The organism is Hwanghaeella sp. (genome assembly GCF_965227365.1).
Classification (GTDB): Bacteria; Pseudomonadota; Alphaproteobacteria; order UBA8366; family Aestuariispiraceae; genus Hwanghaeella.
In genome coordinates this window covers 2,594,138-2,615,985 of sequence record NZ_OZ245754.1, presented here as the reverse complement: position 1 = coordinate 2,615,985, position 21,848 = coordinate 2,594,138, and the positions used below count along the sequence as shown (strand labels likewise).

At 61.1% G+C, this 21,848-nt stretch carries 19 protein-coding genes; 10 read left to right on the top strand and 9 right to left on the bottom strand.

What is annotated here, in order from left to right; genetic code table 11:
* Window positions 1-130 precede the first annotated feature (130 nt).
* The 7 genes from ACQK2G_RS11915 to ACQK2G_RS11885 all read left to right on the top strand — a co-directional run bounded on the left by ACQK2G_RS11915 (window position 131) and on the right by ACQK2G_RS11885 (window position 10,046).
* Window positions 131-1,291 (top strand): phosphoserine transaminase, encoded by a 1,161-nt coding sequence (locus ACQK2G_RS11915; protein WP_425405249.1) that lies wholly within the window; start codon window positions 131-133, stop codon window positions 1,289-1,291.
* A gap of 26 nt (window positions 1,292-1,317) precedes the next feature.
* Window positions 1,318-2,895: a phosphoglycerate dehydrogenase gene (gene serA / locus ACQK2G_RS11910; protein WP_425405248.1), complete on the top strand. Its 1,578-nt coding sequence runs from the start codon at window positions 1,318-1,320 to the stop codon at window positions 2,893-2,895.
* Window positions 2,896-3,016: 121 nt separating this feature from the next.
* Window positions 3,017-4,426 carry a tetratricopeptide repeat protein gene (locus ACQK2G_RS11905; protein ID WP_425405247.1) on the top strand — a complete coding sequence of 470 codons (1,410 nt, stop codon included), beginning with the start codon at window positions 3,017-3,019 and terminating at the stop codon, window positions 4,424-4,426.
* A 268-nt stretch (window positions 4,427-4,694) separates the two neighbouring features.
* Window positions 4,695-5,831, top strand: coding sequence for an ATP phosphoribosyltransferase regulatory subunit (locus ACQK2G_RS11900; protein ID WP_425405246.1), 1,137 nt, complete (start codon window positions 4,695-4,697; stop codon window positions 5,829-5,831).
* Window positions 5,832-5,878: 47 nt separating this feature from the next.
* Complete coding sequence (locus ACQK2G_RS11895) at window positions 5,879-7,171, top strand: adenylosuccinate synthase (RefSeq protein WP_425405245.1); 1,293 nt, start codon at window positions 5,879-5,881, stop codon at window positions 7,169-7,171.
* 166 nt (window positions 7,172-7,337) lie between these two features.
* Window positions 7,338-9,380, top strand: coding sequence for a hypothetical protein (locus tag ACQK2G_RS11890; protein WP_425405244.1), 2,043 nt, complete (start codon window positions 7,338-7,340; stop codon window positions 9,378-9,380).
* A 33-nt stretch (window positions 9,381-9,413) separates the two neighbouring features.
* Window positions 9,414-10,046 carry a hypothetical protein gene (locus tag ACQK2G_RS11885; protein ID WP_425405243.1) on the top strand — a complete coding sequence of 211 codons (633 nt, stop codon included), beginning with the start codon at window positions 9,414-9,416 and terminating at the stop codon, window positions 10,044-10,046.
* A 37-nt stretch (window positions 10,047-10,083) separates the two neighbouring features.
* Here ACQK2G_RS11885 and rpoH read toward each other — a convergent pair whose 3' ends face one another.
* Together rpoH and ACQK2G_RS11875 are read right to left on the bottom strand one after the other, a co-directional pair.
* Window positions 10,084-10,977, bottom strand: coding sequence for an RNA polymerase sigma factor RpoH (gene rpoH, locus ACQK2G_RS11880; protein ID WP_425405242.1), 894 nt, complete (start codon window positions 10,975-10,977; stop codon window positions 10,084-10,086).
* A 360-nt stretch (window positions 10,978-11,337) separates the two neighbouring features.
* Entirely contained in the window at window positions 11,338-12,330 is a 993-nt protein-coding gene (locus ACQK2G_RS11875) for an RluA family pseudouridine synthase (RefSeq protein ID WP_425405241.1), read from the bottom strand.
* Between the two features lie 48 nt (window positions 12,331-12,378).
* On the opposite strand from ACQK2G_RS11875, the gene ACQK2G_RS11870 reads away from it, so the two are divergent.
* Window positions 12,379-12,720, top strand: a complete 342-nt coding sequence (locus ACQK2G_RS11870) for a hypothetical protein (protein ID WP_425405240.1) — start codon at window positions 12,379-12,381, stop codon at window positions 12,718-12,720.
* Between the two features lie 16 nt (window positions 12,721-12,736).
* Here ACQK2G_RS11870 and ACQK2G_RS11865 read toward each other — a convergent pair whose 3' ends face one another.
* Both ACQK2G_RS11865 and folE read right to left on the bottom strand, forming a co-directional pair.
* Window positions 12,737-13,225: a PAS domain-containing protein gene (locus tag ACQK2G_RS11865; RefSeq protein ID WP_425405239.1), complete on the bottom strand. Its 489-nt coding sequence runs from the start codon at window positions 13,223-13,225 to the stop codon at window positions 12,737-12,739.
* 285 nt (window positions 13,226-13,510) lie between these two features.
* Window positions 13,511-14,143 (bottom strand): GTP cyclohydrolase I FolE, encoded by a 633-nt coding sequence (gene folE, locus ACQK2G_RS11860; protein WP_425405238.1) that lies wholly within the window; start codon window positions 14,141-14,143, stop codon window positions 13,511-13,513.
* Window positions 14,144-14,439: 296 nt separating this feature from the next.
* Between folE and phnF the strand changes: the two genes are divergently transcribed.
* Complete coding sequence (phnF, locus tag ACQK2G_RS11855; RefSeq protein ID WP_425405237.1) at window positions 14,440-15,138, top strand: phosphonate metabolism transcriptional regulator PhnF; 699 nt, start codon at window positions 14,440-14,442, stop codon at window positions 15,136-15,138.
* A gap of 30 nt (window positions 15,139-15,168) precedes the next feature.
* Here the strand turns inward: phnF and ACQK2G_RS11850 are convergent, their stop codons facing one another.
* The 5 genes from ACQK2G_RS11850 to ACQK2G_RS11830 form a co-directional block, all read right to left on the bottom strand.
* On the bottom strand, window positions 15,169-15,999 hold the full coding sequence (locus ACQK2G_RS11850; RefSeq protein WP_425405236.1) for a phosphodiesterase: 831 nt from the start codon (window positions 15,997-15,999) through the stop codon (window positions 15,169-15,171).
* Window positions 16,000-16,108: 109 nt separating this feature from the next.
* On the bottom strand, window positions 16,109-17,383 hold the full coding sequence (locus ACQK2G_RS11845; protein ID WP_425405235.1) for an ABC transporter substrate-binding protein: 1,275 nt from the start codon (window positions 17,381-17,383) through the stop codon (window positions 16,109-16,111).
* 113 nt (window positions 17,384-17,496) lie between these two features.
* A complete protein-coding gene (locus ACQK2G_RS11840) occupies window positions 17,497-18,333 on the bottom strand; it encodes a carbohydrate ABC transporter permease (protein WP_425405234.1) in 837 nt (278 codons plus the stop codon).
* 48 nt (window positions 18,334-18,381) lie between these two features.
* Window positions 18,382-19,323, bottom strand: a complete 942-nt coding sequence (locus ACQK2G_RS11835) for a carbohydrate ABC transporter permease (RefSeq protein WP_425405233.1) — start codon at window positions 19,321-19,323, stop codon at window positions 18,382-18,384.
* Entirely contained in the window at window positions 19,316-20,551 is a 1,236-nt protein-coding gene (locus tag ACQK2G_RS11830) for an ABC transporter ATP-binding protein (protein WP_425405232.1), read from the bottom strand. Before ACQK2G_RS11830 ends, ACQK2G_RS11835 begins: the two co-directional genes overlap by 8 nt.
* A gap of 293 nt (window positions 20,552-20,844) precedes the next feature.
* Here ACQK2G_RS11830 and ACQK2G_RS11825 point away from each other — a divergent pair, with 293 nt between their 5' ends.
* Window positions 20,845-21,843, top strand: coding sequence for a BMP family lipoprotein (locus tag ACQK2G_RS11825; protein ID WP_425405231.1), 999 nt, complete (start codon window positions 20,845-20,847; stop codon window positions 21,841-21,843).
* Window positions 21,844-21,848 lie beyond the last annotated feature (5 nt).

Below are 21,848 nucleotides of genomic sequence, written 5' to 3'. Positions count from 1 at the left end.
CAGCCTTATAGTCCGCCGCGCGGTTCCGGCCCACCGGCCCGAAAGCGCAGGAATTCAGCGCTATTCCGGTCGAGGCGGCCATCCCACTCTTGATTAGAACCACCACGATACTGACCACAAGGATACAGCGGTGAGCAGCGCAACGAAGAAGCCGGCGCAACGCCCGGTTCGACCCCACTTTTCCTCAGGCCCCTGCGCGAAGCGCCCCGGTTGGACGCCCGACGTGCTCTCCGCGGCACTGCTTGGCCGATCCCACAGGTCCGGCCCCGGCAAGGCGCGGTTGAAGGAAGTGATCGACCGGACGCGCGGCATCCTTGGGATTCCGGAAGATTACCGGATCGGTATCGTGCCGGCCTCCGACACCGGTGCCGTTGAAATGGCGATGTGGTCGCTGCTCGGCGCGCGTGGCGTGGACATGCTGGCCTGGGAAAGCTTCGGCGCCGGCTGGATCACGGATGTGTCAAAGCAGCTCAAGCTGGACGACGTGCGGATGTTGAAGGCGGAATACGGCGAACTGCCCGATCTCGGACAGGTCGATCCCGCCCGCGACGTTGTTTTCACCTGGAACGGTACCACCAGCGGCGTCCGCGTTCCGAACGGTGATTGGATTGCAGACGATCGGGAAGGGCTGACGATCTGCGATGCCACATCCGCCGCCTTCGCTATGTCGCTGCCGTGGGACAAACTGGATGTCACGACGTGGTCCTGGCAGAAGGTCCTGGGGGGCGAGGGCGCGCATGGCATGATCGTGTTGTCGCCGCGGGCGGTCGAGCGCCTGACCAGCTATACCCCGCCCTGGCCGATGCCGAAGATCTTCCGTCTGACCAAGGGCGGGGAGTTGATCGAAGGCGTCTTCAAGGGCGAAACGATCAATACGCCGTCCATGCTCTGCGTCGAGGACGCGTTGGATACGCTGAAATGGGCCGAGTCGATCGGCGGTGCGCCGACGCTCGTTGCACGGTCGGAAGCGAACCTCGCCGCCGTCGCCGCCTGGGTCGATCAGACGCCTTGGGTGGACTTCCTGCCCAGCGATGTGACGACCAGATCCTGCACCTCCATCTGCCTCGTCCTGACGGAAGCGAGCGGGTTGAGCGAGGAGGCCCGCGCCGGTGTGCCGAAAAAGATGTCCGTCCTGTTGGACGAAGAAGGCGTCGCCTATGACATCAACGGCTATCGCGATGCACCTCCAGGCTTGCGGATCTGGGGCGGAGCGACGGTCGAGACCAGCGATGTGGAAGCGCTTCTGCCATGGCTCGACTGGTCCTACGAAACCGTCAAGGCCGCCCTGTAAGCAGATAATTCAGAAGGTGAGAGTGGATGCCCAAAGTATTGATTTCCGATAAGATATCGAATCGGGCGGTTGAGGTCTTCAAAGAGCGCGGCGTCGAGGTGGACTACAAGCCGGGCCTATCCCCGGATGAGTTGAAGGCGATTATCGGCGGCTATGACGGACTGGCGATCCGGTCCGCCACCAAGGTGACCCCGGATGTGCTGGAACACGCGGAGAACCTGAAGGTGGTCGGCCGCGCCGGGATCGGCGTCGACAATGTGGATCAGGCGGCCGCCACGGCGAAGGGTGTCGTGGTCATGAACACGCCTTTCGGCAATTCCATCACGACGGCCGAACACGCGATTTCGATGATGATGGCCTGCGCCCGGCAGATTCCGGCGGCCAATGCCTCGACCCATGCGGGCAAGTGGGAAAAGTCCAAATTCATGGGCGTGGAGCTTTACGGCAAGGTTCTGGGGCTGCTCGGCGCCGGGAATATCGGCTCGATCGTCGCGGACCGTGCCCAGGGCCTTAAGATGCGCGTCATCGCCTTCGACCCGTTCCTGTCCCCGGAACGGGCGGAGGAAATGGGGGTTGAGCGGGTCGACCTGGAAACGCTGCTGGCCCGTGCTGATTTCATCACGGTTCACACACCGCTGACCGAACAGACCCGGAATCTGCTGAATGCGGAAGCCTTCGCGAAAATGAAGACCGGCGTGCGGATCGTAAATTGCGCCCGCGGCGGGATCATCGACGAGGAAGCGCTGCGCGATGCGCTGGATGCCGGCAAGGTTGCGGGTGCCGCCCTCGACGTCTTCGCGGTCGAACCGGCTAAGGAGAACGTGCTGTTCGGGCGGGAAGACGTGGTCGCGACGCCCCATCTCGGCGCCTCCACGGAAGAGGCCCAGGAGAATGTCGCCATCCAGGTCGCCGAGCAGATGGCGGACTACCTGCTGACCGGGGCCGTGACCAACGCGCTCAACATGCCGTCGGTCAGTGCGGAGGATGCCCCGCGCCTGAAGCCATACATGAAATTGGCCGAGCAACTCGGCAGTTTTGCCGGGCAAGTGACGGAGACCGGTATTCGCCGCGCGGTGATCGAATTCGAAGGCCATGTCGCCACGCTGAACACGAAACCCTTGGTTCAGGCCGCTATTGCCGGGTTGCTGAAACCCTTCAGCGATGCAGTCAATATGGTCAGCGCCCCCGTGATCGCGCGTGAACGCGGCATCGAAATCAGCGAGGTGAAGCACGACCGGCCGGGCGATTATCAGACCCTGATCAAGCTGACCGTCGAATCGGAACGTTTCACCCGATCCGTCTCGGGCACCCTGTTCGGCGGGGACAAGCCGCGCATCGTCGACATCAAGGGAATCCAGGTGGAGGCGCCTTTCTCCAACAGCATGCTTTACATCACGAACCAGGACAAACCGGGCCTGATCGGGGCGTTGGGGACATTGTTCAGCACCCATGGCGTGAACATCGCCAGTTTCCATTTGGGCCGCACCGAGGCCGGCGGGGACGCGATCGCGCTGGTCGAACTGGACAGCGATCTGTCAGACGCGGTTTTGGCCGAGATACGGGCGCTTCCGCTCGTCACTCAAGCAAAGCGCGTGAATTTTTGATCACTTCGTGATTGGGGCCGTGCGCCGGTCCATGGCATATTCTCACGATCGGTAGGGCCTTCCCGGGCTGCGGGTCTGGCCCTGCCGCTGAGATGCACAGCTCTGCTTTGGAGAGATGGCCATGACTTTGCGCGACAGCCGCGGCGAACCGGTATCCACTTCCAATCCCGATTTGATCACCGCGCTGGAGGCGGCGCACGAGGAACTGCTGCATTACCGGGGCGATCCGGTGGGCATGATCGATGCCGTCCTGTCGGATCATCCGGATTTCGTCATGGGGCATGTCTTCAAGGCGGCGGTGCTGACACAGGCGATGGAAACGCGGATCTATGACGCGATGCTGTCGGCCGTCCGGAACGCAGAATCGCTCTGGAGTGGCGCGAACGACCGGGAGCGGGGTCATATCCGGGCGATCAGGCAATGGGTCGACGGCGACTTCTACAGCGCGGTCGAAGCCTGGGATGCGGTTCTCGTGGATCACCCGCGCGACCTGCTGGCCCTGCAGCTTGCACATCTTTCTGACGTCCTGTTGGGCGATACGGTCAATCAAAGGGACCGAGTCGCCCGCGTCCTGCATGCCTGGGACGAATCCGTGCCGGGCTATAATTTTGTCCTCGGTTTCCATTCCTTCGGTCTGGAGGAATGCGGTGATTACGGCCGTGCGGAAGAGGCGGGGCGGCGTGCCGTCGCCATGGATCCGGCCGATTCCTATTCCATTCACGCCGTCGCCCATGTGTTGGAGATGATGGGGCGGCAGGAAGGCGGGATACGCTGGCTGACCAGCCGGGGCGAAGATTGGCGCCACGGCAATTTCGCCAATCATCTATGGTGGCACCTGTCGCTGTATCATCTGGACCTGTGCCAATACGACCGGGTGTTCGAGATCTTCGACCGGAATTTGCAGAGCGACGGTGTCTCGCATGACAAATACGAGGAACTGGACGCGGCGGCGCTGCTCTGGCGGCTGAAACTGCTGAACGTGGACGTGAACGGCCGATGGACCCGATTGGCGGATAAATGGGCGCCGGCGGCGGAAGACACGCTCTATGCCTTCAACGATGTCCACGCGATGATGACCTTCGCGGCGGATGGGCGGGCGGACCTCATGGCCAAGGTGCTGGACGCGAACGAGCGTTATGTCCGTAGCCAGGGCGATTCCAATGTCGCGATGACCCGCGAAGTGGGGCTGCCGTTCTGCAGGGCGATCGCCGCATTCGCCAAGGGCGACTACGATGAGACGGTCGACCTTCTGCATCCGATCCGCCACTGCACCGCGAAACTCGGCGGCAGCCATGCGCAGCGTGACGTCATTCACCTGACCCTGATCGAAGCCGCGCTGCGGAGCGGACGGTTCAAACTGGCGCGCGCGCTGGTCTCGGAACGCACCGATCTGAAGCCCTCCAGTCCGCAGAACTGGCGGCTTGCGGGACGCGCCTTCGCCGGGTGCCAGGACGAACGGCGCGCCGCCGCCGCCAAAGCCAAGGCGCAAGCCCTGTTGCTGACCGGAGAAGTCATCCGCGAAGTCGCCTGACCGGGCCAGAAACGCCCTCCGACAGGCCTTACGGTGCGTGTCGGCCAGGGCACCGGCTCATGCGCTGGCTCATGCGCTGGCCCATGCACAAGCGGGCGACAGGCCCCGGCGGCCTAATGCCGCGCCGGTTCCTTACTTGTTTGGCCCGGGCAAATCCTGTACCTACCCGTCGGCAATGGAAGGCGTTTCCGCCAACCGTTGCCGCTTCGTGTCCGGGCAGGCCTGTCTCGCCCGGTTCCTGCCACGATTTCGGGAAGCGGCTATCACGATGAGCGACCGCTCAGAACGATCCTTATTGCCGAACGGTTTGCGCGACGGCCTGGCGCCGGAAGCCGCCCATGAATCCGCCGTGCTCGAGCGGCTGATGCGGCATTTCCATTCCTATGGCTACGACCGTGTCGATCCGCCCCTGGTCGAGTTCGAAGAGAACCTGCTGGACGGGGTCGGGACGGTTATGGGGCCGCATACCTTTCGACTGATGGATCCGGTGAGCCAGCGCATGATGGGGGTCCGGGCCGATATCACACCGCAGGTCGCCCGCATCGCGGCGACCCGTTTGCGCAAACAGCCGCGTCCGTTACGACTGGCCTATGCCGGTTCGGTTTTGCGCGTGCGGGGAACGCAACTGCGCCCGGAACGGCAATTCCGTCAGGCGGGTTGCGAGTTGATCGGCGTCGACAGCCCGGTCGCGGATGCGGAAGTGATCGAATTGGCGGCGGTCGCACTACGGGATGTCGGGATCAGCCGTCTATCGGTCGATATCTGCCTGCCGACCCTGGTACCGACCATTTGCGACAAGTTCGGCCTGGACAAGGCCCAGGCGCTGGCGGCTCTCGATCAGAAGGATGCCTCCGCTGTTGCGGCCTTGGGCGGCGAAGCGGGCGCTCTGCTGACCGCCTTGCTGCGCGCCAGCGGTCCGGCCAAATCGGCGCTGGCCAAATTGGCGAAGATCGATCTGCCGGCGGAAATCGCCGCCGAGCGCACGCGTCTGGAAGCGGTGGTGGAGCGGCTTCAGAAGGCTGTGCCCGACTTGGCGCTGACCGTCGATCCGGTCGAGCACAAGGGTTTCGAGTATCAGCAGGGTTTGAGTTTCACGCTCTTCGCGCGCGGTGTGCGCGGTGAGTTGGGCCGGGGCGGCCGTTACTTCCTGGCCGGGAAGGACGAGCCTGCGACCGGTTTCACGGTTTATCTGGATACGATCCTGCGCGCCGCGCCGCCGCCGCCGGCCGAACGCAAGGTGTTCCTGCCCGCGGATACGCCGGAAGGCGAAAGCGCGCGGCTGCGCAAGCAAGGCTGGGTGGCGGTTTCCGCCCTGTCCGACACGGATGATGCGGAAACGGAAGCGCGGCGTGTCGGCTGCACGGACATCCTGCGGGATGGCCGGGTCGAACCGCTGAAGAAATAGGTTTTTTGGAGATCCTTCGAGGATCGGCAGCAACGGAGGGATGAGCCGTGTCGAATGTCGTGGTTATCGGCTCCCAATGGGGTGATGAAGGCAAGGGCAAGATCGTCGACTGGTTGTCGGCGCGCGCGGATGTGGTGTGCCGGTTTCAGGGCGGCCACAATGCGGGGCATACGCTCGTCATCGATGGGGTGACCTACAAGCTCAGCCTGTTGCCGTCGGGCGTTGTCCGCCAGGGCAAGCAATCGATCATCGGCAACGGCGTGGTCATCGACCCCTGGGCCCTGATGGAAGAGATCGAGCGCGTCACCGCCGCCGGCGTCGATATCGGCCCGCACAATCTGATGGTGGCCGAGAACGCCGCGCTGATCCTGCCGGTGCACCGGGCCGTCGACATGGCCCGCGAAGCCGCGCGCGGCGCCAAGAAGATCGGCACCACCGGGCGCGGCATCGGACCGGCCTATGAAGACAAGGTCGCCCGCCGCGCCATTCGGGTCTGCGACCTGATGGACCCGGCCTCTCTGGAAGGGCGCGTCGACGAATTGCTGATCCATCACAATGCGCTGCTGACGGGGCTCGGCGTCGAGACCTTCGAGCGCGCGGCGCTGATGAAGGAATTGGAAGCGATATCCGTGAAGCTGGCGCCTTATGCGGGCGTCGTGTGGAAGGAACTGGAGAAGATCCGGCACCAGAACAAGCGGGTTTTGTTTGAAGGCGCGCAAGGTGTGATGCTGGACGTCGACCACGGCACCTATCCTTTCGTGACGTCGTCGAACACCGTGCCCGGCCAGGCTGCCTCTGGCACCGGTGTGGGCCCGCGGTCGGTCGGTTACGTTCTTGGCATCACCAAGGCCTATACCACGCGTGTCGGGTCCGGCCCGTTCCCGTCGGAACTGACCGACGAGGTCGGCGAGCGCCTCGGCGAACGTGGCCGTGAATTCGGCGTCGTCACCGGGCGGAAGCGTCGCTGCGGCTGGTTCGATGCGGCCCTGGTGCGGCAGTCGGTCAAGCTCGGCGGGATGGACGGTATCGCCTTCACCAAGCTCGATGTGCTGGACGGATTCGAGGAATTGAAGATCTGCACCGGTTACGAGATCGACGGACGCAAATACGACTACCTGCCTGCCTCGACAGGCATGCAGGCCCGTGCAAAGCCGATCTACGAGACCATGGAAGGCTGGTCCGAAAGCACCTTCGGCGCCCGCAGTTGGGCGGATCTGCCGGCGACCGCGATCAAGTATATCCGCCGCGTCGAGGAACTGATCGAAACGCCGGTCGCCTTGCTGTCGACCAGCCCGGAACGGGACGACACGATCCTCGTCCGCGATCCCTTCGACGGCTAGCCGGCATCACGGCGGATAACGGCGGATCCATCGCCGAATTCGACTGCAATGGCCTGAATCGTGCTAAGAAAATGACATAGCGCGCAGGGTGGGGCGCCGGCTCGGAACCGGTATCCGCCCTGCATGCTGTGTTTGTTCGGGCTGATTTTGATCGGATTGCCGTGGCATGGCGCTAAAGATATCCAGCGGGGGTGAGGGGACGGAGCAATCCGCGCCCAGGCAGATCACGTCCGGCTCCGTGATCGTGAAGGACAGATACGAGGTCAAGATCGAGGAACCGCTCCCCGACTACGATACGACGCCCGCGCTGGCCTACAGGGCGGTCGGTGCCAGGGATCAATCCCGCCCGCTGCATGCCTTGGTCTGCGATCCCAAACTGCCGCCGCGGCTGGATATGATTGCGTCTCTGCACCGCGTGGACGGCACCCATATGGTGCATGTCGTAGATTGGGATGTGGTGGATTGGCCGCCGGAAGGCCGCCGCTGCCCGGTCCTGATCATGAACCGGCCGGGGGGCAGGAAGGTCCTTTCCGGCGTTCAGGACAAACGGAAACCGCTTTCCGAGGATTTCGTCACCAAACATCTGATTCATCCGGCGGTGGAGATCCTGCGCGAAATGCACAACGCGGGCGAAACCCACCGCGCCCTCAGACCCGACAACATCTATTTCTCGTCGGAGGAAGAGGACGGCCTGCTGATCGGCGAATGTTTCAGCGCACCGCCCGCTATGACCCAGCCGCTGATTTGCGAGACACTCGATTCTTGCCTCAGCGTACCGGGCGGCCGCGGCGAAGGCATGCCCGGAAACGATCTGTATTCCCTCGGCGTTTGCATCCTCTCCTTGCTGATCGGCCAGTATCCCTGCAGCCAAATGACAGACGAGGAAATCATTCGCCACAAGATGGCCGTCGGTTCCTATTCCGCGATCGCGCAGAACCACCGTGTCTCCCTGACGATCATGGAAGTGCTTCGAGGCCTGTTGAGCGACGAAGAAGCGGACCGTTGGTCGATCGAGGATCTCGCCCTTTGGCTCAACGGCAGACGGCTGTCACCGAAGCAGCAGGCCCTGCCGGCGAAAGCGACAAGACCGATGAATGTCGGCGGAAAGGGATACAATACGGGGCGGGAACTCGCGCTGGGGCTTTCCAAGAACTGGGATGAAGCCATCACATTGGTGCGGGACGGCGATATCGATGGATGGTTGCGGCGCAGCCTGGGTGAAGAGTCCCGAACCGAGGCGATGACCCAGGCCAAGTCGTCGGCCGGGAATGACGAACCGGACCGGCTGGTCGCGCGCGCGATCATAGCGCTCGACCCGAGCGGCCCGATCCGATTGCGCGGCCTGTCGGCCACGGTCGGCGGTTTGGGAACCTTCTGCTCCGTCTATCGAGACGACGCCGAGGCGCAGCGCCTGTTTTCGCATGTGCTTCAAATGGGGTTGCCGATCTTCTGGCTGGAGCAGCAGTTTCAACCGCGGCCGGAAACCGCCCACACGGTGGCGCGTTTGGACCGGATGCGGGCCGCGTTGATGCGTCCGTCCCTGGGCTTCGGCATGGAACGTGTGATGTACGAGCTGAACCCGGACATGCCGTGTCGGTCGCTGCTGTTCGAAAAGGATTATGTTGCGACCTTGGAGCATTTGCTGCCCGCGCTCGACCGCGCCGCGCGTGAGCGGGACGGGGATATCAAACGGTTGATCGACCGAGACATCGCCGCCTATATCAGCGCGCATTACCGCCGCTCGGTTGCCGGGGATCTGACCGACCTGGACGGCGAGGACGCGGCCGGCGCCACGGTAGCCCAGGTGCGCATGCTGGCCATGCTGCAGGACAGCCTCGCACGCGGAAAACCCTTCCCGGAGTTGAGCCGCGCGGCGGTGAAGATGCTACAGCCCGCGATCGACAAGTTCCATTCCCGGAGCACGCGAAAACGCATCACGCAAACGATGCTGAAGGCAAGCAAGGACGGCCGTCTGCAAACCCTTGTGACCGTCATTGCGAATCCTGCCGAGGTCGAGGCCGACAAGGCCGGTTACCTGAAAGCGACCAACGACTTCACGAAGTCCATCGTCGAAACGATCACTCTCCGCCGGAACATCAAGAATCAGGCAACGATTGCGGCGGATACAGGGGGACAGTTCTCGTCCGGCATAGCCGGTATTCTCGCGGCACTGGTCTGTCTGATCACTGCCGCCATACGGCTCGCCTGACGGCGGGAAGAACGACAATTATTGGAGGCCCGATTGGCGCGCCAACCGGCAAAACGACGCGGAAAGACCCGGGAAATTCGGATAACGGCAGCCAACCGGCGTCGGGCGAAGATTCTGGGCTATTTCCTTGCCCCTTTGCTGGTCTTTGTCGGTTATCCGACCCTGATGGTTGCCGTCGGCGGCATGCTGCCGACCCTGGTGGCCTTCATTGTCGATAACCGCAAGGAACGGTATGCGGCGCGAACGGTGGGCTATCTGAACAGTGCCGGGGTCTTCATCGTTTGTCTGGATATGTGGGGCGGGGACCATACCTGGCAGCAGGCGCTGGATATCCTGTCGCAGCCAATAAACTATCTGATCATGTTCGGTGCCGCGGCCGTCGGCTGGGTGCTGTATTTCGTCATTCCACCCGTCGTGAACGCCTATCTGACCATCCACAACGACTTGCGGATGAAGTCGCTGAATTCCGAGCAGGAGAAGCTGGTCAAGGAATGGGGCACCGGGGTGCGCCGCAATGCGCCGCCGTTGGACGCCAAGTTGCGCGGGGATGCGGGCGAGGACGACGAAGACGACGCGAATGACGAGGCCGAGGTCCCGCAAGACCCCGCCGATTCATCGGAGAATGTTCCCAGTATGGCGGAAATAGGAAAATCCGCCGCGTCCTAGAACAGCTCAGGGACGCGGCGGCTGGGAGGATGCCCGTTCAGGCAGCGGGCAAGGTCAATTTTTTCTCGATCGCCGCGTTCCGCATGGCCTTCTGCAGTTTTTCGAAGGCGCGAACCTCGATCTGCCTTACGCGTTCGCGGCTGACTCCGAATTCATTGCTCAAGTCTTCCAACGTTTTCGGGTCTTCCGTCAGGCGTCGTTCGGTCAGGATCTTCTGCTCGCGATCATTCAGTGTCTTCATCGCCTCGGCCAGCATTTCACGGCGGATCGTGAGTTCCTCGGAATCAGCCAGAATTTCTTCCTGGTTGTCCGACTCGTCTTCAAGCCAATCCTGCCATTCACCGTCGCCATCGACACGAAGGGGGGCGTTCAACGAATTGTCGCCACCGGCAAGGCGGCGGTTCATCTGAACGACATCCTGTTCCGGAACGTCCAGTTCCTTGGCGATGTGTGTCACATGTTCGGGCGCCAGATCACCTTCCTCGAAAGCCTGAAGCTTCGCCTTCATCTTGCGCAGATTGAAGAACAGCTTCTTCTGGGCAGCGGTCGTCCCCATTTTGACGAGCGACCACGAATGCAGGATGTATTCCTGGATCGATGCACGGATCCACCACATGGCGTAGGTCGCGAGACGGAAACCGCGATCCGGATCGAACCGCTTTACCGCCTGCATCATGCCCACATTGCCTTCTGAAATGAGCTCGGCGACGGGCAGGCCATAACCGCGATAACCCATGGCGATCTTTGCAACCAGCCGAAGGTGGCTGGTGACCAGCTTATGGGCGGCTTCGCGGTCGTTGTGTTCCCGCCAGCTCTTGGCCAGCATGAACTCCTCATCCGGTTCCAACATGGGGAATTTCCGGATCTCGTCGAGATACCGCTGCAGGTTCCCTTCGGAACTGATGACAGGCAGTTTTCCGATATTGCTCATGACCGACCCTTTCCCTCATTCAAGACCAGCCCCGCCGGTTGCCGTTCGATCCATAGGGCCGAACCCGAAGCAGCCGACAGCGCCGCATTTACACGACTACCCACCAAATGCGGCGCAATTAAGGCGAAACTAGCACAAAACCGTGGCAGCCGAGTGGATATGGTGACGCACCAGATATTGATCAATAATTAAAGACCATACTTTATTTATTGATTGATACGCGGCCCAGCCAATCACGGATTATTTTATTTCCGCACTTTTCTGTGATGCTTCGCTGACGCAATCGTCCTATTTGCGGATTTGCCCCCGTCAGCCGATTTGCCCCATCAGCCGATTTGCCCCGTCAGCCGATTTGCCCCGTCAGCCGATTTGACGGTCGAAATCGGCGAGCAACGTACGCATATCCGTCGGAAGGGGGCTTTCGAAGTCCAATTCCTTGCCTGTGGCCGGGTGCCGGAAGCCCAGCCAGCCCGCATGCAGGGCCTGACGTGTGAAATTCTGCGCCGTTTCCAGGGCATCCGGTGGGAAAGCCTTGCGCCGTTCATTGGTCCAGCGCGAATAGACAGGATCGCCGATCAAGGGGTGGCCGATATGGGCCATATGGACGCGGATCTGGTGTGTTCGCCCTGTTTCCAGCCTGCAATAGACCAATGCCGCGGCGGTTCCCCAACGTTGCTGAACGTCGAAATGGGTTACCGCATGCTTGCCCCGACCCTCCGGAACCACCGCCATTTTCTTTCGGTCCGATGACGAACGTCCGATGGGCGCGCGGATCTCGCCCTTGCCCGGATAGGGCGCACCGATCACCACCGCCGCATATTGGCGCCGGATGGCATGGGCGGCGAATGCCTCGACCAAGGCGACATGGGTGGCCTGATCCTTGGCCACGACGAGAAGACCGCTGGTATCCTTATCGATCCGATGGACGATACCCGGCCGTCTCACGCCGCCGATCCCGGCGAAATCCCCACCGCAATGGGCCAGCAACCCGTTGACCAGCGTTCCCGTCGGATTGCCCGCGCCGGGATGAACCACCAGTCCCGCCGGCTTGTCGATCACCAGCAGGTGGGAATCCTCGAAGACGATCGCCAATTCCATTGCCTCGGGCTGAGGGTCCGGATCATCGGGGGGCGGGACGTCGACTTCGACCGTGCTGCCGGCGGGCATTTTGGCCGACGGGTTGAGCGTCAACGTGTCGTTGATCCGCACATTGCCTTCCTGAATCAGGGATTTCAGGCGATTTCGCGACAAGTCCGGCAGGGCGTCGGCGAGAATGCGGTCCAAGCGGCCGCCCGCTTGTGCGGCTTCGACGATGACTGTATGCGTCTCAGCGATGGCGTCGTCTTCGGTCATTCGGCACGGCCGTCGGCGGCGCGAAGCGGCAAACCGGAAAGGCAGCGTATGAAAATCGTCAAGGCGTTGGTCATTATCATGGGCGTATTGATCGTCCTCGGTATGGGCCTTCTGATCTATGGCTTCGTCACGCGCCTTGGCAAGGCCCCGGCGGAGGATGGAGTCCCGAGTGCCGCCCGGGATGCGGCACCTTTGGTTCCCATCAACGAACCCGCCGCCGGATTTGGTGACGTGCCGGTTTCCCTTGAAGTGGGGGAAATCGTCATAGACATGCAGGCGGAAGCCTCACGACTGCTGCTGCGGACCAAGACCGCGGAAGGAACCGAGGTGATCAGGGTTTTCGACCTGTCGACCGGCGCGACGTTGGGCCGCTTCGTGATCGGGAAATAGAGCCGACGGCACCTTGCTATCCGGGCTGGCGGAACGGAAAAGTGAGACATCCGAACAGCATATCCACCGTCTCCCCGTCACTCGCGAAAGGGCACATCAGGCGTTCCACCTTTTTATGTTCCCGATTGAAAATGGGTAGGTGGTACTGGTGCACGATGGGGTGTTTCCGCGTCGCTGCGATCTTATAGCCGGCTTCCAGGTCACGGTAATAGGTCGGGAAGGCCAAGCGCGGCGTCTTGCCGGTGATCTCCCGTCCGTATTCCTTGGTCAGTTGCGTGCCGGATAGGCGATAGACGAAACTTGGCTCATCATCCTGCCATTGCACGCTGATCTTGAAGATGAAGGGCAGGACGTCGGGTGGGATGTCCAGCGGATCGATTTGCTTGGGCGAGGGAAGCGAACCCTGTCTTGGTAGTTGTTCCCAATAGTCCAGAATCCATAGGATTCGCCGGTCATCGACCGTCGACGTATCGACATCAACGAACGCATTGTCGGCTTTTTCCAAGCCCTTAAGCCCCTAGACCAGGAGTCCCCTGGTGAAATCCAACGAAAGTATAGGTTAAGAATATTATCGGGTAATTGGCAATAGCTTAGAGTCAACAGTGAGTCACATGCTAGAAATTGCTGATTATAAATAGTTTTTACTATAGTATAAATAACACTGTTCTTTTGTTTTCCCCCAACAATTCTATGATACTTTCATATGAGTTCTGCACTATTATTGCGCGTAAAAAAAGGCCACGGCCTGGATGGGCCGTGGCATCTCGACGTAACGTATGAAGTATGAGGTCTATTCGCGCCCGATCAGTCGCAGGAACTCGCTGCGCGTGCGGGGATCCTGCTTGAAGGTGCCCAGCAGGGTGCTGGTGACCATGGATACGCCCTGCTTGTTGACGCCGCGCGTCGTCATGCATTCATGCGTGGCCTCAATCACGACGCCGACGCCCTTGGGCGCCAGAACATCGTTGATCGCATTGGCGATTTGCGCGGTCATCTTTTCCTGGATCTGCAACCGTTTGGCATAGACTTCCAGAATGCGGGCAAGCTTGGAGATGCCCACGACCCGCTTGTTGGGCAGATAGGCGATATGGGCATGGCCGATGATCGGCCGTATATGATGTTCGCAATGACTGTTGAAGGGTATGTCCCTGAGGATGACCATCTCGTCATAGCCGTCTGTTTCCTCGAAGGTACGGCTGAGGATTTCAACCGGGTCCTCGAAATAGCCCGCGAAGAACTCATCCCAGGACCGAACCACCCGGTCGGGCGTTTCCAGCAGGCCTTCGCGGTCCGGGTCGTCCCCGGCATAGGCGAGCAGGGTTCTAACGGCGCCCAATGCCTCTTCGCGGGAAGGGCGGCGCGCCAGAGCGTCTTCGCGGTCCTTGTCGATCTGTTGCACGAGGTTCAACCGTGTTGCTGTCATTGTTTTGCCCTTACCCTATCAGGCGCAGTGCGGCTTCACCACGCGCTTGAAGGAAGATATTCCCATCTTCCCGCCGATCAAGAACCCGCCGGACCGCCGATCAAGGTGCGCGGGTGTCGCATATTCTGATCGGTATTACGAGGAAAACCCGCAGATGGATCTCATCTCAATCACGCGAAGGGCCTTTTTCTCACGCCCTTAAAGAGCCTGAAACAATCCTTTGATAGCGTGCCGGGATGCTGCAGAAGTCCGATCTCCACACTCTATCGAACCGGCCGCGCAGGCGCGCTCAACGCATGCCGCTTTGGCGAAGGATCGCCGACGACATCAAAACCGCGATTGCCGGCGGCGAGTGGCGCGCCGGCGACAAGCTGCCGCCCGAAAGCGATCTGGCGGCGAGGTTCGGGGCCAACAGGCACACGGTGCGTCGTGCGGTCGGCACGTTGGCAGAGGAAGGCCTTCTGGTGGTCGAGCAGGGACGCGGTACCTTCGTGGTAGAGGAAACGATCAATTATCAGATCGGTGCCCGGACACGGTTCGGCGAAATTCTGCGGCATCATGACCGGCGGGTTGATGTGGAAATCCTGGCGGTGGAAGATGTATCGGTCGGGCGCGATATCGCGAACCCGCTGGAAATCGCCGCCGGAACGCGATGCGTACGGCTGCAAGTCCTGCGTCGGTCCGACGGCCAGCCGCTCTGTATTGCGGATCATTGGTTCCCCGGCGAACGGTTCCTGCGCATGGCCGAGTTGTTCGCGGAGACCAGATCCATAACCCGCAGTTTCGAGGCACTTGGGATCGCGGACTACAGGCGCAGGGAAACCCAGGTCGCGGCCCGGCTGCCCAAGACCTGGGAAGCATCGAAACTGGAGATCCCCCGTACTCGACCCCTGATCGTCACGAGTTCGATTAATGAGGATCTGACGGGAACGGTCATCGAATACGGAGTCACCCGGTTCTCCGGCGACCGAACGGCCATCGTTTTCGAAAGCTGACCGGTCGCCACAGAAAACAGGGGTGTGAAACTATTCCGCCGCGTCGGGCGTCTGCCAGTCCTCATAGTCAACGGTGCCCATGACGTATTTCTCGCTGGCATCCAGATAGTCGTGAAAATGCACCACGATTGAATCTGACTCGATCAGCGCGATGGCGTAGGCGGGCGGTTCCGAACTGCCCGGGATCGTGTCCCGATTGGTGAAGTCGAGCCAGACCTGGTGGTTCGTGGATCGGACGGTGGACATGGGGATATCCAGCCAACTGCCCGCCACCGGCCGGTGAATATGGCCGAAAAAGATATGCCGGATCTTGTGCGCATGCGGTTCTACCACATCGCGAAAGGCGTCCGCCTGAATCAGGCCGATCCGGTCCATCGGTTCCAGGTGCAGTTTGCAGGGCGGATGATGCATGAACAGGAAGAGCGGCAGGTCGCCTGAAGTTTCCAAATGCCGTTCCAGCCAATCCAGGCGGTCATCGCAATACCAGCCCGCATGGGTGCCCTCCAGATTGGTGTCCAACAGCAGGAAGCGACCGGCGGGAAGATCGATCACTTCCTGAACGAAACCGTTTTCATCCAGGACCGTTTCCGGGAAGACCGATTTCATGATGGCTCGGTCGTCATGGTTCCCAAGGATCATTTTGACCGGGATGGTCAGCGTGCTAAGGCTGTCCTTCAGGCTTTCGAACGCCTCCTGGTGCCCCCAATGAGTCAGGTCGCCGGTTATGACCGCAATGTCTGCATCGGCATGATGCCGGTTGATATCCGCGATTGCCGCGTTTAGCCGCTCCTTGGGGTCATGACCCAGCAGCGTTTCGCCCGGTTTCACGAAATGCGTATCGGTTATGTGGATGAGTTTCATGTCCTTCCTCACCTCTTCCAAGATCTTAAGGCGGCAGCGCGCCGTGCAATCGGTGGAGGGCGCATGGAGGACGGCGAGACGTCCCCCATGCAAACCGTCCAGATAGGCGTCAGGAGCCGGATGCTTTCGGAAGCAGCTTCTGCGTATCCTCGACCATGTCGGACAGGACCGCTTCCGGTTCGTCGACGCGTTCGCGGCTGACGATGGATTGCATCGCGTCCTCGATGACCTTGGTGATCTTCAAGCCGTTTTCACCCGGGAAGGCATACCAGTCGCGCAGCAGCGGCAACTGGCGCACGGCGGTGAACTTGTTCGGATGCTGGGCATAGAAATCCTTCAGGATCACCTCGTTCGCGGCCTTGTTCGGCGGCATGTAACCCGTGGTCTGCGCGACATAGGCTGCCCCCTGGCCGGAAGTGGCGAATTTCAGGAATTTCCAGGCTGCTTCCGCCTGTTCCGGGTCCTTGGCCAGAACCAGACCGGCATTGCCGCCGGCCGGAAGACCGCCGTCTTCGGCGACGTCCGGATACAGTTCCGTTTTCAGGGTGAAGAGCCCGGCGCTGTCGTCGGTGATCTTCTGCAGCGCCGAAGTCGACCAGAAGAACATGCCGACCTTGCCGGCGGAGAAGTTGGCGAGCGCTTCCTTCCACTCATTGTTCGGCATGTCGCAACCCTTCACCAGATCGGCGAAGGTGCTCATGGCCCATTTGCCTGCATCGTTGCCGAAATTCACCTTGGTTTCGGTGGCATCCAGCATGGTATTGTCGCGTGACCAGTTCAAAGCCTGCCAGAACCAGTTACCGGTGATGTTCCAACCCCAGAACATGGTGTCAACTTCCTGGCCCGATGCCTTGATCGCCTGACACAGTTCGATGACCTCGCCCCAGGTGGACGGCAGCGGCTTGTCCCAGCCCGCCTTCTTCACGATGTCCATGTTGTAGTAGCCGATCGGCAGCGAGACCGAGAAGGGCAGGCCATAGACCTTGCCGTCGAAGGTCGACAGATCCAGCATCGCCTGGTGGTAGCCGTCCTTTTCGAAGTTCGCCTCCTTGGCGATGAACGGTTCCAGCGGCTGCGCGATGCCCTTTTCGACCAGGATGCGTTGACGGTTCAGGCCTTGAAAGGTGACGTCCGGCAGGCGGTTGGTGATCGCTTCTTTAAGCACGGTCTGCGAGCCGTCTTCGTAACTCTCATAGGGCGCGCGCATCTTCACCTTGATGTCAGGGTAAGCCTTCTCGAAATCCCCGACGATTTTCTCATAGGTGGTTTTGAACAGATGCGAGTAGGGATACTGTACTTCGATCGTGGTCTCGGCAGCGGCGAAGCCCGCCCCTGCCAGGGTGAACGCGGCCGCGGCAACGGCCGTTTTCAGAATGCGTCGCATGGTACCCTCCATTGTTAGACGCTTGTGAAACGCTCTACTGGGTGTGCCGGTCTTCCCTATGCGGAGGAACGGCACGGCCGGGACCACGGTCATCCACGGCAATGGACGACCGATCACTTCATCCCGGTAAGCGTGATCCCCTCGATGAACCGCCGCTGCGCGAACAGAAACGCGATGACGAGGGGGGCGATGACGATTGTCGCGGCGGCCATCAGCGGGCCGAACACATAGCCGACCTCGGCGGTGCGGAAGGTCGCGATGCCGAGCGGCGGGGTGTATAGCTCCTCGCTGCTGAGCACGATCAGCGGCCAGAAATAGTCGTTCCAGTGCGCGATGACCGAAAATATTCCGAACGCCACCAGCGCCGGCACCGCGGTCGGCGCCATGACACGCCAGACGATCGCGAATTCCGACATGCCATCCATCCGGGCGGCATCGATCAGGTCGTCCGGCACCGTCATGAAGAACTGCCGCATCAGGAAGATCCCGAAGACGGAGATGATGAAGGGCAGTATCAGACTGGCATAGGTATCAAGGATGCCCATCTTGAAGAGCAGGATATAGACCGGGATGGCGACCGCGTGCGGCGGGATCAGCAGGCATAACAGCACCAGCGCGAAGACCGTGTCGCGCCCGCGCCAGCGAAGCTTGGCCAGGGCATAGGCGCAGGGAAGGGCGATCAACACCTGCAGCGCGAAAATGCAGACGGTGACGATGACGCCGTTCAGCATGTAGAGCAGCAGCGGCGTCGCGGTGAAGGCCTCTGTGTAGTTCTCCCAGGCGGCCCATTCGCGTGGAATGATCCGCAACCCGCCCTGCGCGATATCCTGCGAGGATTTCAGCGAGGTGGAGACCATCTGCACGAAAGGGGCGAGGACGAAAACCGCCCCCAGGGCGAGCACACCGTGTTTCATGATTGTCCCGTAAAGAGTGCTCTTGCCGTATCGCATTCTTGTCCGCTCCTCTGGTTCCGGCGGTGCTGGTTTCTCTGCGGCCGCCTAGCCGTAATGGACGTTCTTTTCCATGACCCGGGATTTCACCCAGGTGATGGCGAAGATGAAGATCAGGAACACCACCGTCAGGCCGGCGGCATAGGCCGATCTGAAGAAATCGAAGCCTTCCTGATAAAGCTGGTAGATCAGCACCATGCTGGCGTTGTTGGGGCCGCCCTTCGTCAGCACATGAACCGGATCGAATACCTGGAAGGATCGGATCGCGGTGATCACGACGACGAAAAGTGTCACCGGAGACAGCATCGGCCAGGTGATGGTCCAGAACCGGGACCAAGAGGATGACCCTCCGTCCAGTTCCAGCGCTTCGTAAAGATCGCGCGGGATCGAGGTCAGACCGGCCATGAACAGAACCATGTTGAAGCCGAGCGCCTGCCAGATCCCGATCACCATCAGCATCGGTAACGCGGTGCCGGTTTCCTGCAGCCAGTTCTTCGCGGGAAAACCGAGCAGGACCAGGAGTTGGCTGATCATGCCGAAACGCGCGTTCAGCATGAATTCCCACACGATGGCCATGGCCATCAAGGTCGCCATCACCGGCAGGAAATAGACCGCGCGCCAGAAAGCTCGGCCATGGGTCAGGCTCTCGATCAACATGGCAGCGCCCAAGCCCAGAAAGACCGAGGCCGGCACGACGATCCCGACATACAGCAGCGTGTTGCCGATCGCCTTGATGAAGACGTCGTCCTCCAGCATTTCGGCGTAATTGTCGAAACCGACCCAGCCGAAGCTGGAATTGCCGAGGGAATAGTCCGTGAAGGACATGATCAAAACCACGATGACCGGGCCGATCAGCAGCAAGGCCATCAGAAACAGGGCGGGACCGGACAACGCATAGGCGGTGGCATGTGCGATCAGGTCACGCTGTTTTCGGCGCAGGCCGACCGCAGGCGCCTCCCGGCCCAGGATCATCGCATCAGCGCTAGGCATGACGTTTCTCCTGCACCGGTTCGGGATATTGCGCGGAGACGCGCCGTCCCGTGTTTGCGTCGAAAACCAAAACGTCACCGGGGGAGAAGGTGAGGCCTACCTGCTCGCCGATCCGCATGCCGCGCGCACGGTCGGCGGGACAGCGCGCGACGAGCGCATCTTTTTCACCCCGCGCCCGCAGATGAACCAGCATGTCCGGGCCGAGATTTTCCAGATGCCTGATTTCCGCCGTTAGGCGACCCGGCGCGATTGCCGCGAGATCGATTTTTTCCGGTCGGATGCCGAGCTTCACGGCGGTCCCCGGCGCGCTTTCCGGAAGGACGTCGATGGCGACGCCGTTGCTGCCGACATCGCCGCGATCCGTGACGAGGCCGGTAAGTATATTGATCTTGGGGCTGCCTATGAATTCAGCGACACGGATGTCCGCCGGATCGTCGTAGACGGTCTCGGGCGGAGCGACCTGTATCAGATCGCCTTCCATCATCACGGCGATGCGGCTCGACATCGTCATGGCTTCCGCCTGGTCGTGGGTGACATAGATGAAGGTGGTTCCCAGGCTGCGATGCAGATCCGCGATCTCGGTTCGCATATGGACGCGCAGTTTCGCGTCGAGGTTCGACAGCGGCTCGTCCATCAGAAAGACGTTTGGATTGCGCACCATCGCCCGCCCGACCGCCACGCGCTGACGCTGCCCGCCGGAAAGCTGTTTCGGCTTCCGGTCGAGGAGGTGGGCGATGTCGAGTTGTTCGGCGACGCGCCTGACCTGACGCTGGATGTCGACATTCTTATCCGCGGTCTTCGCACTCAATCGGCCGGCGAAGGGCAGGCGTTCCGCGGATGTCAGATTCCGCATCCGAAGCGGAACCGCGATGTTCTGTGCGACGGTGAGATGCGGGTAGAGCGCATAGGACTGGAAGACCATGGCGAGGTCCCGGTCGCTTGGGCGCAGCCCGTCGACGGTCCGCTCGCCGATCCTGACCGATCCCGAGTCCTGGCTCTCCAATCCCGCGATGATCCGAAGCAGGGTCGATTTCCCGCAACCGGACGGGCCGACCAGGGTCATGAATTCGCCGTCCTCGATCGCGAGATCGACGGATTTCAATACATCGACGGACCCGAATGATTTCTGAATGGCGTCTATGCCGACGGCGGCCATCACTTCCTCCGTTCCCGCGGACGCATCGGCGCCGGCGCGGTTGGTGTCTGAAACATTCAGAGTGGGGTTCATCCCTGTCGGTTTTTCCGGTGCTGCGGTCTTTGCCGCTTGAGAAGACGATCGCGCAGGATGTTGACTGTTTTGATGCACCCGATTGACAGAACTGTTACCGGGCGGACCTTTGCCGCAAACGTCGGTGGATCGGGACGTGTCGGGTTTCCGCGAAAACAAAACCTGGAAAACGTTGCGCGGGCGCGGTCTTGGCGGTACTGAATCCAAATATAGGGCGGTACTAATAACCGGGTGAGCCGGCGATGCCGTCGACACAGATCTTCTCGAACAGAGACCTTGGACAGGGACTAGGCATGAAAAATCTCGGCAGGATCGCCGCCGTCATCACGGTGGCTCTCGGAACCACGACGCTACAGGCGCAGGACTATTCTCCCGCGGTCGTTTTCGACATGGGCGGCAAGTTCGACAAATCCTTCAATGAAGGGGTCTATAACGGCGTCGAACAGTTCAAGAAGGAAACCGGTATCGAGTACCGGGAATTCGAAGTCACGAACGAAACACAGCGTGAGCAGGCCATACGCCGGATGGCGACACGCGGGGCCGACCCGGTTCTGGGCGTCGGATTCGCCCAGGCGGACGCGATCGGCAAGGTTGCGAAGGAAAATCCGGATACCCGGTTCTCCATCATTGACGGGGTGGTCGACGCGCCGAACGTTCAGTCCATCGTGTTCAAGGAACATGAGGGCTCCTTCCTGGTCGGCATGCTGGCTGTGATGGCGTCGAAGACCGGCAAGGTCGGCTTCGTCGGCGGCATGGACATTCCACTGATCCGCCGGTTCGCCTGCGGGTACGAACAGGGCGCGAAATATGTCAGCAAGGATGCCGAGGTCATTCAGAACATGACCGGCACCACGCCCGCCGCCTGGAACAACCCGGGACGCGGCGCTGAACTGGCGAAGGCCCAGTTCGATCTTGGCGCGGATGTCGTCTATGCCGCGGCCGGCGCGACCGGGATTGGCGTGCTCCAGGCCGCCGCCGATAACGGCAAATATGCGATCGGTGTCGACAGCAACCAGAACCACTTGCATCCGGGCACGATGCTGACCTCGATGATCAAGCGGGTCGACGTTGCCGCCTATAACGCTTTCATGAGCGGCAAGGACGGCAGCTGGAAGCCCGGCTTCAACGTTCTGGGACTGGCCGAGGACGGTGTCGGCTGGGCGCTGGACGAGCACAATGCGGACCTGATCTCCGACGATATGAAGGCGGCGGTCGAGAAAGCCCGCGAAGACATCATCGCCGGCAAGATCGTCGTGCATGATTACATGGCTGACGACAGCTGCACCTACTAATAACA